The 8688-nt window shown below is 44.9% G+C and carries 11 protein-coding genes and 1 pseudogene; 11 read left to right on the forward strand and 1 reads right to left on the reverse strand.

Annotated features, from left to right (window positions below; translation table 11 throughout):
* A partial coding sequence (locus tag DO97_RS19680; protein ID WP_036536839.1) for an IS5 family transposase occupies window positions 1–330 on the reverse strand: 330 nt, incomplete at its 3' end.
* A gap of 720 nt (window positions 331–1050) precedes the next feature.
* On the opposite strand from DO97_RS19680, the gene DO97_RS19685 reads away from it, so the two are divergent.
* The 11 genes and pseudogenes from DO97_RS19685 (at window position 1051) to DO97_RS25510 (ending at window position 8633) form a co-directional block, all read left to right on the forward strand.
* Window positions 1051–1704, forward strand: coding sequence for a hypothetical protein (locus DO97_RS19685; RefSeq protein ID WP_156120686.1), 654 nt, complete (start codon window positions 1051–1053; stop codon window positions 1702–1704).
* A 148-nt stretch (window positions 1705–1852) separates the two neighbouring features.
* Window positions 1853–2227 carry a hypothetical protein gene (locus DO97_RS24220; RefSeq protein WP_156120687.1) on the forward strand — a complete coding sequence of 125 codons (375 nt, stop codon included), beginning with the start codon at window positions 1853–1855 and terminating at the stop codon, window positions 2225–2227.
* Window positions 2228–2287: 60 nt separating this feature from the next.
* Entirely contained in the window at window positions 2288–3049 is a 762-nt protein-coding gene (locus DO97_RS19690) for an RpnC/YadD family protein (RefSeq protein ID WP_036536845.1), read from the forward strand.
* 199 nt (window positions 3050–3248) lie between these two features.
* The gene (locus DO97_RS19695) at window positions 3249–3446 is read left to right on the forward strand and encodes a hypothetical protein (RefSeq protein ID WP_036536847.1); all 198 of its coding nucleotides are present in this window, start codon (window positions 3249–3251) and stop codon (window positions 3444–3446) included.
* A complete protein-coding gene (locus tag DO97_RS19700; RefSeq protein WP_081980887.1) occupies window positions 3443–3829 on the forward strand; it encodes a type II toxin-antitoxin system death-on-curing family toxin in 387 nt (128 codons plus the stop codon). The genes DO97_RS19695 and DO97_RS19700 overlap by 4 nt, the downstream gene beginning before the upstream one ends.
* Window positions 3830–4271: 442 nt before the next feature.
* A complete protein-coding gene (locus DO97_RS19705; protein WP_036536849.1) occupies window positions 4272–5150 on the forward strand; it encodes a helix-turn-helix domain-containing protein in 879 nt (292 codons plus the stop codon).
* Between the two features lie 119 nt (window positions 5151–5269).
* On the forward strand, window positions 5270–6043 hold the full coding sequence (locus DO97_RS19710; RefSeq protein ID WP_036536850.1) for an SDR family oxidoreductase: 774 nt from the start codon (window positions 5270–5272) through the stop codon (window positions 6041–6043).
* Between the two features lie 23 nt (window positions 6044–6066).
* Complete coding sequence (locus DO97_RS19715; protein ID WP_036536853.1) at window positions 6067–6642, forward strand: TMEM175 family protein; 576 nt, start codon at window positions 6067–6069, stop codon at window positions 6640–6642.
* A gap of 33 nt (window positions 6643–6675) precedes the next feature.
* Entirely contained in the window at window positions 6676–7053 is a 378-nt protein-coding gene (locus DO97_RS25500) for a hypothetical protein (protein WP_204368768.1), read from the forward strand.
* A 15-nt stretch (window positions 7054–7068) separates the two neighbouring features.
* Window positions 7069–7449 (forward strand): annotated as a pseudogene (locus tag DO97_RS25505) (response regulator); the annotation flags it as partial.
* Between the two features lie 32 nt (window positions 7450–7481).
* Window positions 7482–8633 (forward strand): SMI1/KNR4 family protein, encoded by a 1152-nt coding sequence (locus tag DO97_RS25510; protein ID WP_036536855.1) that lies wholly within the window; start codon window positions 7482–7484, stop codon window positions 8631–8633.
* The last annotated feature ends 55 nt before the right edge of the window (window positions 8634–8688 follow it).

Below are 8688 nucleotides of genomic sequence, written 5' to 3' on the forward strand. Positions count from 1 at the left end.
TTTGACACTTTGACTGTCGATAATCGCTTCCGACGGGCTGCGATGACGCTCCTGTTCAATTCGGGTACACTCTCGCAATCGGTCGTGCATCCGCACCCAGGTTCCATCTTTGCGCCACTGACGAAAGTAGGTGTATACGGTTTGCCATGCCGGAAAATCCCCTGGCAACCCTCGCCATCGCACTCCCTCCACCAAAACATAGAAAATGGCGTTCAGAACATCCCACATATCGACGCTACGAGGACGACCACCGAATTTCGGCTCGGGTATCAAGTCGTTGAGTAGTTCAAATTGGGCTTGAGACAAATTACTGGGGTAAGCTTTACTCATGACGCTCTCTCAGTGCTGTGTACGACATATTCGCAGCTTACACTGAGTGAGCTTTTTTACTCACTAAACGACTTTTAAAACACCCTCTAAGATCCTTCAAAATGGTGGTGAGGTGATTGATGGTTGGGTCTTTAACGTTAAAGAAGACTCCGATAAAGATTGGTGTATTGAGTTTAAGATCTCCCAGGAATCAACTGCCAACGTATACAGTATTACAATACCTTACTTGCCTGATCACCTGTCTCATTTGCAGAATGGATCGGTCTTAAAATTCCTAAGAGATAATAGCTACCTATTTATGTTGTAATTTATTCTATAAATGATTCAAGCCAATGAGGCGATCGCATGTCCATTAGTGCAATCGCTGATCTTGTAGGGTGCATTAACGAAGTTTAATGTGTCTTCAAGTAATCGAGTAGCGACGGTCTAACAAGTCGCTGCACAGGAACGCCGCAATCTTTTGGTTGAGTGTTCAAGGTTGTCTGCGTCCGGTGAGCTTGGTCGTTAGGCATCCCAAAGTTGAGGGGTTTTCAAGTTCTTTTGTGGTGTCACCTAGACTTTTAGTTCTTTGCATGGTATCAAAGTTTTGTACTGTTGGGGTCTTCCTAACCAGGTCATTGCAGCGGACGGGCGGGCGATCTCTGGTGGGGAGACAAGTGCTGAATTCCGGGACGTTACTTCCTCAGTATTTCCTGCTGCGCAAAATTAAAAAAGGCAAGCATGATGACTGATGATCGCAAAAGTGCAAATTCACGTAAAAGCACTGGGTGGTTGATTGCGATCGCCTTAGGAATAGGATTGGCAAGGGTTCTATGCCACATTTTTCAAAATGATCTATATGCCTTAGAGCCCAGAGTCTTTGTTTTGCCAGGATTGCTTTCCCTCGCTCACATCGGCGGATTGTGCTGGGCGATCGCTTACTTTTTAGTTCAGAAAAGAAGCCATATTGGGCGGGCGGTAACCCCGCTAGCTATCTATGGGTTGGCATTTCTACCCATCGTCTTCATCGATCCAGTTATGGTTGATTTTCAACTTCATCTACCAGAACGGCAGGCACTAGCAGATGACATCATGCACGGGAAGCGTCAACCCGATCATCGTGGCATTCTATCTTTAACACAGGCAGATCGCGTTTACGCACAGAGAGTTTTGATTAATCGCGATCGCGAGCAAACGAAGATTATTTTCGAGCGTTACTATTTAGCCTTGATGTTCCCCGGTCCCTCAAGTGGTTACGTTTATCTATCCAACGATCTGGTTACCCAGACTGCACCAGTCCAGGAATATACCAAATCCTATCCCTTAGAAGACATTTCTAATTTGATTGAACGTAAGCTCACAAACAACTGGTACTGGGCCAATTGGGATAATTGATAGCACTCTTAAAAACCCTTGATCAAGCAATGCCACCGTGATGTGCTTGCCACCTTGTTATCGGGCAAACTCAATGAGGTACCATAGGACCGTTAAGCCACAGCGATTTTTATTAAATTATCCAGTATTTGCTCAACAGGCTTGTGTTATGACGAGTGCAGGGCAAAAAATATGTGGAACATTGATACCAGATGACTCTAAATCACAAGCAAGCGTTGCAATTGCAGGAAAGTGGCAATCAGATTTCGGTCCAGTATTCTTCAAGCCAGACTTAACTGGCTATTGGTATCAAGGAAGTGCAACTAAAGTTGGACAAATCAAAGACTGGACTTACGATTCTAAGACGCGCAAGCTTATATTTCATTACTACCAGTCTTGGAACCAAATGAATGGTACTGCTACGTTCACGCTTTTGGAGGATGGTAAGAGACTTGCAGGAGGTTGGACGCAACAAAGTGAGTTTGGCTCACCTGGATCAGGTGGTTCTGGAGGATGGACAATGACACGGGATCCTTCTCAATAGTCCATCCATTATCTATCCAACTTTGAATTGAGCAGGAGGGTATCATCGTACAATTTTTTTATGTATGACGATACCTGCCGATTCCTTGCCGAACACTTCTCCGCCGATTTCGCCAGTTGGCTGCTGGGAAAGTCTGTTGCCCTAACAGAGATCCAACCCTCTGAACTTTCCCTCGACCCGATTCGAGCCGATGCGATGATTCTGCTTCAGTCTGAGGAATCCATCCTGCACATCGAGTTTCAAACGCTGCCAAAGGAGGAAATCCCATTTCGGATGTTGGATTATCGGGTTCGAGGGCAGCGACGCTATAAAGGTAAACCCATCCGGCAGGTGGTGATTTATCTGAAGCCTACTACTTCTGAACTCGCTTATCAGACCAGCTATGTGTTAGAACGCACTCATCATGAATTTGATGTGATTCGGCTGTGGGAGCAACCTGCCTCACTCTTTATACAATATCCTGGGCTACTGCCCTTTGCTGCATTGGGACAGAGCGAAAGTCCAGCAGAGATGTTGTGTCAAGTAGCTCAAATTGTGGATCAGATTGAGGACACCGCGACACAAGCAAACCTGATGGCAGCCTCAGAAATTCTAGCTGGGTTAAGATTGGAAGAGGACGTAATTTATCGATTGGTACGGAGGGACATCATGCAAGAATCTGTGATTTACCGTTCAATTCGGGATGAAAAGACGCGGGAAATCGCGCTCAATCTTTTACGAGGAGGCGTAGATATCAGTCTTATCGCGTCTTCAACAGGTTTATCAGTCGAGGAAATCCGTAAACTTCAACAGCAAGTAGGGGATAAGTCTCCACAAAGTTAAACTGATCTGCGTGGCGATCGCTGCATAACAACCCCGCTGCATCGGAATGCGTTCAAGTTGCCGCTGAGGTGCAAAAGTTACCTGCATCCGGTGAGCGGAATCGTTAGCTGGCGTAGTTTTTGGCTGGGACAGTACAGCGAGGTTATCGGTTAGGAGTGAATGTTAAACTTGAATCAAAAACACTAGGAGAGAGATCGCTGTGACTTCTATCACAATTGATCTTTCAGACAGCCAATTCCGAAAGCTACAGGATTTCGCAAGAGTACATGGCATTGCGATTGAAGTGCTCTTGAAGGCAAGTTTGGAAGATTGGCTAAATCTGCAAAAAGGCGATTTTGTTAATACAGCCGATTATGTGCTGATGAAGAATGCTGAGCTGTATCGACGTTTGGCATGATCCGCTATTTGACGCTAATAGAGGTATTAGAACTGCATCGCAGAATTCTTGAGCAATCTGGTGGAGCGATGGGTATTCGAGATATGGGTTTGTTAGAGTCAGCGATCACCCAACCCCGCATGACGTTTGGCGGAGATGAGCTGTACCCAAGTTTGCTGGAGAAAGCAGCGGCATTAGGGTTTTCGATCATCATGAATCATCCATTTGTAGATGGAAATAAACGTACAGGTCATGCTGCGACGGAGACTTTTCTTGTTCTGAATGGGGTGGAAATTAGCGCCTCTGTAGATGAACAAGAGCGTGTGGTGATGGCGATCGCATCGGGCAAACAAGAGCGTGAGGTATTTGTAGAATGGTTGCAGCAGAACACAACCGCCAGTTAACAAGTCGATGAAGCGGAAGATTGAGAGATCTTCGTGAGGTTGCCAAAGTTGTCTGCTGCCGCTTATCTTGGTCGTTACGCTCCCTGCGATTTGCAGACAACGGACGAGGCTGTGCTTAGAGATTGTCCTCTAGATTTATAGACTCTACGTGTTGATATCGTCAAAGAGCGATCTCTCGTGGTAGAGATTTGTAGGCTTTACGTGTTGATATGATCAAAGGGCGATCTCTCGTGGTAGAGATTTGTAGGCTTTACGGGTTGATATGATCAAAGGGCGATCGCTTGTCGCAGAAATTTGTAGGCTTTACGTCTTGATATGATCAAAGGGCGATCGCTCGTGGTAGAAATTTGTAGGCTTTACGGGTTGATATTGTCAAAGAGCGATCGTAACGAGGCGTAGGAACGTGACCGGACGATCAGCAGAGCACAATTTGACATCTGGAATGCAGCCATCGAAACATCCGCAACGTTCCTTAATCAAACCACATCTGCTCAATCTTTCGGGGAGTGGCTCTAGACTCAATGGCATTATTATTGAACGGAATCTGGAACAGCCCCATGCAGGCATTGATAGCGCAACTGTCAAAGCAGCAAAACACCTGATTGTCGTTCATGCTCGCCATCCCGCCAGCCTGGAATGGAGCGTTGACGGAAGGAGAAACGCAGCGGTGTTTTCAGAAGGCGATGCGATCGTCAATCCAGTTGGGCTTTTTGTTGCCCCACGTTGGGACGCAAAGGTTGAACTTCTTCTCCTAGCGATTAATCCTACCTTGATCAATCAGATCGCAGAGGAAATGGATCGTCCAGGTAAAGTCGAACTGATTCCCCACTTTCAGTTCCGTGACGAACTACTTCAGCAACTGATACGCAGTCTCAACGCTGAATTCGAGCAAGACTTACCCCCTGATTCTGTGTATGTTCAGTCACTGACGCACACATTGATCGCCCACCTGATCAAAAAGTATTCTGTTGCAGAACTTACGCAGTCCAATGAAAATTACGGATTAGCCCCCCGCAAACTTGCTCTGGTAACGAACTATATCAATGACCATCTCGGCGAAACCCTTTCGTTGGAGGCGATCGCAAAAGTTGTACAAATCAGCCCGTCCCACTTCATCACAATGTTCAAGCAATCCACTGGGCTGACTCCACACCAGTATGTGATGACTCAACGGATCGAGAAAGCGATGGTACTCTTGACGCAGAGCAGGCTGCCAATTTCAGACATTGCCAGACAGACCGGATTTGCCGACCAAAGCCATCTAACCCGCCTGATGCGGCGCTATACAGGGCTGACCCCTAAAATTCTGCGAGACAAATAAATAAATCCGTAAGAATCTTCCAAGAAAAGTGGTTCTGTTCAAGACTATACGGCTTCAGATGATTATAATTCATTCAGAAATTTCCCAAAGCTTACTTGGCAAAAAGAAAGGAAACAACTATGTCGGTAAATACGTTGAATGGAAAAGTTGTCATCATCGGCGGCGGTGCAAAAAATTTGGGTGGACTCATCTCGCGGGATTTGGCTCAACATGGGGCAAAGGCAATTGTGGTTCATTACAACAGCAATTCGACTAAAGCCGCAGCAGATGAAACGGTTGCCGCAGTTAAAGCCGCAGGTGCGGAGGCGATCGCAGTTCAAGGCGATTTAAGTGTTGTGGCAAACAACGTCAAATTGTTTGACGCAGCCATCAAGGCATTTGGTGGGGTTGATATTGCGATCAATACAACTGGAATGGTGATTAAAAAACCGATTGTTGAAGTATCTGAGGAAGATTACGATAAGATTTTTGCAGTGAATTCAAAAGCTGCTTTTTTCTTCATCCAAGAAGCAGGAAAAAAACTGAACGATCGCGGAAAAATCTGTACCATCGTCAGTTCATTGTTAGCGGCTTACACCGATAGTTATGCCATCTATCCGGGAAGTAAAGCCCCGGTCGAGCATTACACCCGTGCTGCTTCCAAGGAATTTGGCGATCGCGGTATTTCTGTAACAGCTGTGGGGCCAGGACCGATGGAAACTCCCTTTTTCTACGGACAAGAAACGACTGAATCTGCCCAATACAATCAAACGGCAGCGGCTCTAAGCAAGTATACCAAAACGGGTCTAACGGACATCGAAGACATTGTTCCATTAATCAGATTTTTAGTCACTGATGGATGGTGGATCACCGGACAGACCATTTTTGCAAACGGCGGTTATACAACGCGGTAAGCAGACAAGGAGCATACCCAAAAATGACTAAAGGGAGGTTAGAAGCATTCAGTGATGGGGTGATTGCCATTATCATCACCATTATGGTGCTGGAGTTGAAAATACCCCATGAGTCTGATTTAGCTGCACTCCGTCCGCTGATTCCGACCTTTCTGAGCTATGTGCTGAGTTTCGTAAATGTTGGTATCTACTGGAATAACCACCATCACTTGTTCCAAGCAGTCCGGCAGGTTAACGGTCGTACCTTGTGGGCAAACCTTCATTTGTTGTTCTGGTTATCCTTATTTCCTTTTGCCACAGCCTGGATGGGTGAGAATCACTTTGCTTCATTGCCCGTTGCGCTTTATGGTGTGGTTTTGCTGTTGGCAGCGATCGCCTACTTCATTCTGACCCGCACACTCATCCTTCACCACGGTAAAGGTTCCACACTGGCGAACGCTCTTGGTCGAGACTTTAAAGGCAAGGTATCGGTGTTGATTTATGCAGTTGCAATCCCCCTTGCCTTTGCAAAATCTTGGCTTGCATGTGCATTATATGTTCTGGTTGCAGTCATGTGGCTCATTCCCGATAGCCGTATTGAAAAGACTTTGAACTCATAAAGTGCAGTACTTCATATTTTGGTTAGGTGAACAGTGAGTGTTGACGATATTGTTAAACTATTCGATGCGATTACAAAATTGCTCAACGTTCTCATCTGGCCGGGAGTACTTTTGTTCATCCTGATCCGGTTTGGTCGGGATTTGTGTGAATTCTTCTCAAGCTTGGGTGAGTTATCGTTTAAAGGGGCTGGATTTGAGCCTTCCTTAAAGAGAAAGCAAGCCGAAGTTGTTTCTGCTCTGTCTGCTGCGGCTGCATCTAAACCTGATGAAGATAAGGCTCGTGAGAGCGTTGAGAAAGAAGCGATGATTGCCGCAGATGTTGTCGCTGAAGTTGTTACGCCTCGCGCCATAAGACGAGCGAGTAGATCGACAGTTTTTTGGGTGGACGATAACCCCAATAATAATAGCTAGGAACGCCAAGCACTTGAGGCGCTAGGAGTTAGTTTTGTGTTGGCACAATCGACAGATGAGGCACTAAAGAAAATTTCTAGACAACGTTTCGATACCATAATTTTCGACATGGGGCGACCACCTGATTCCCGCGCAGGTTATACGCTTCTCGATAAGCTTCGCTCTAGTAGAGATCAAACTCCATTTATTATTTATGCTGGTTCAAGAGATCCAGAGCACGTTGCGGAGTCGCGCCGTCATGGTGCTATTGGATGTATTAACAATGCAAACGAGTTGTTTGAGATGGTATTATCTGCTTTAGGTCACGACGCATTAAAACGCCAATGCACACCGACCGGCGAGAGGTTATCTGCTAGGCATTCGAGGCGGTCTGCGGCGGGTGATTGGGAACGTTAGGTTGCAGAGTGTTCTAATTGTTGAGGTAAACAGTGAAAGACACAAAATCAATAGACTCTCAGTATCTATCTGATCTAGGGCATAAGATACAGACACTGCCTCCTGAGGAAGCATCAGCCCTGTTGTTGGAAGCTAGCACAATTCTTTTGTTTGCAGGTTTTCCTGAGATTGCCTACCAAGCATTTCTCAAATTAACACAAGGGGAACTAAACGTTAGTGAAGCAAGTTCCCTCATGCATCCGATTAAAGCGATTATTCCTGCCCTATGCTATTGCATCAAGATTCCATGTCCTAGCATTTTTTCAGAGCAGGAAAAGTCATTGAGTGAACTTGAAAAACATATCAATAAACAACTTCGAGAATATGAGAGCGTATCAGGCATAGATCGCTGGTTTCATATAGCAATGCCTTCAGGTAATTGGAGTGAGGATTTTTTGCATGACCTTACACATCCAAAAGTTCCTATTAAAGGAGAGGACAGATTTAAGCTAAGTCGCTTTTTTCAAGATTTACATCGAGTGCTCTCTCAAGATTATATCAATCGAGGGAAATGGCAAGAAGCTAGTAAGTGGTTGAAAGTTTTTGAGAATGTTCTTGATGCTTGGGAACTTGATTGTCTAAGCTATGTGGAGCAAGAAATTCTGGTTTTTGGAATACGCACTTACCTTCATCTTGAAGATATAAGTAATGCTGACAGATTTATTCAAAGATGGTGGCAATCCTTAGAAAGCTTAATAATTGGTTTGTATCTTGTGGCTTATTTACCTGAACTCATGAACAGGATTTCAGCAGGTGCTTTACAAAACAGGATTAATCTTTCCCAAGAACAAGCCCAAGAATTTCTAGATTTGGTGAATAGAAGAAACTACATTCCTATAAATATTGATTTTATCCCAACAGTTGATAATTGGAATAATTTCTTAAAGAAATGGAACGAAGTGATATTTGATAATCTTGGCGAAGAACATAGGGATAACTATGAATTTCAATATCCAGATGTTTTGGCAAGTAAATCTTGTCTTCGGACAGGCGCAACTGAGGAAGAAGTTTCTGAATTAGAGAAAAGATTAGGAGCAAAACTACCCATAGGCTATCGGAACTTCCTCCTTGCTTCTAATGGTTTTACGGTCTTGAATGAATATCGCGATTTATATGGGGTTAAGACCAAATTTAACTGGTTTTAATTGATAAAAACTGAGATTGGGCAGAATGTTGGGATAATGGCGATGATGTTGAGGA

Source organism: Neosynechococcus sphagnicola sy1, from assembly GCF_000775285.1.
GTDB lineage: Bacteria > Cyanobacteriota > Cyanobacteriia > Neosynechococcales > Neosynechococcaceae > Neosynechococcus > Neosynechococcus sphagnicola.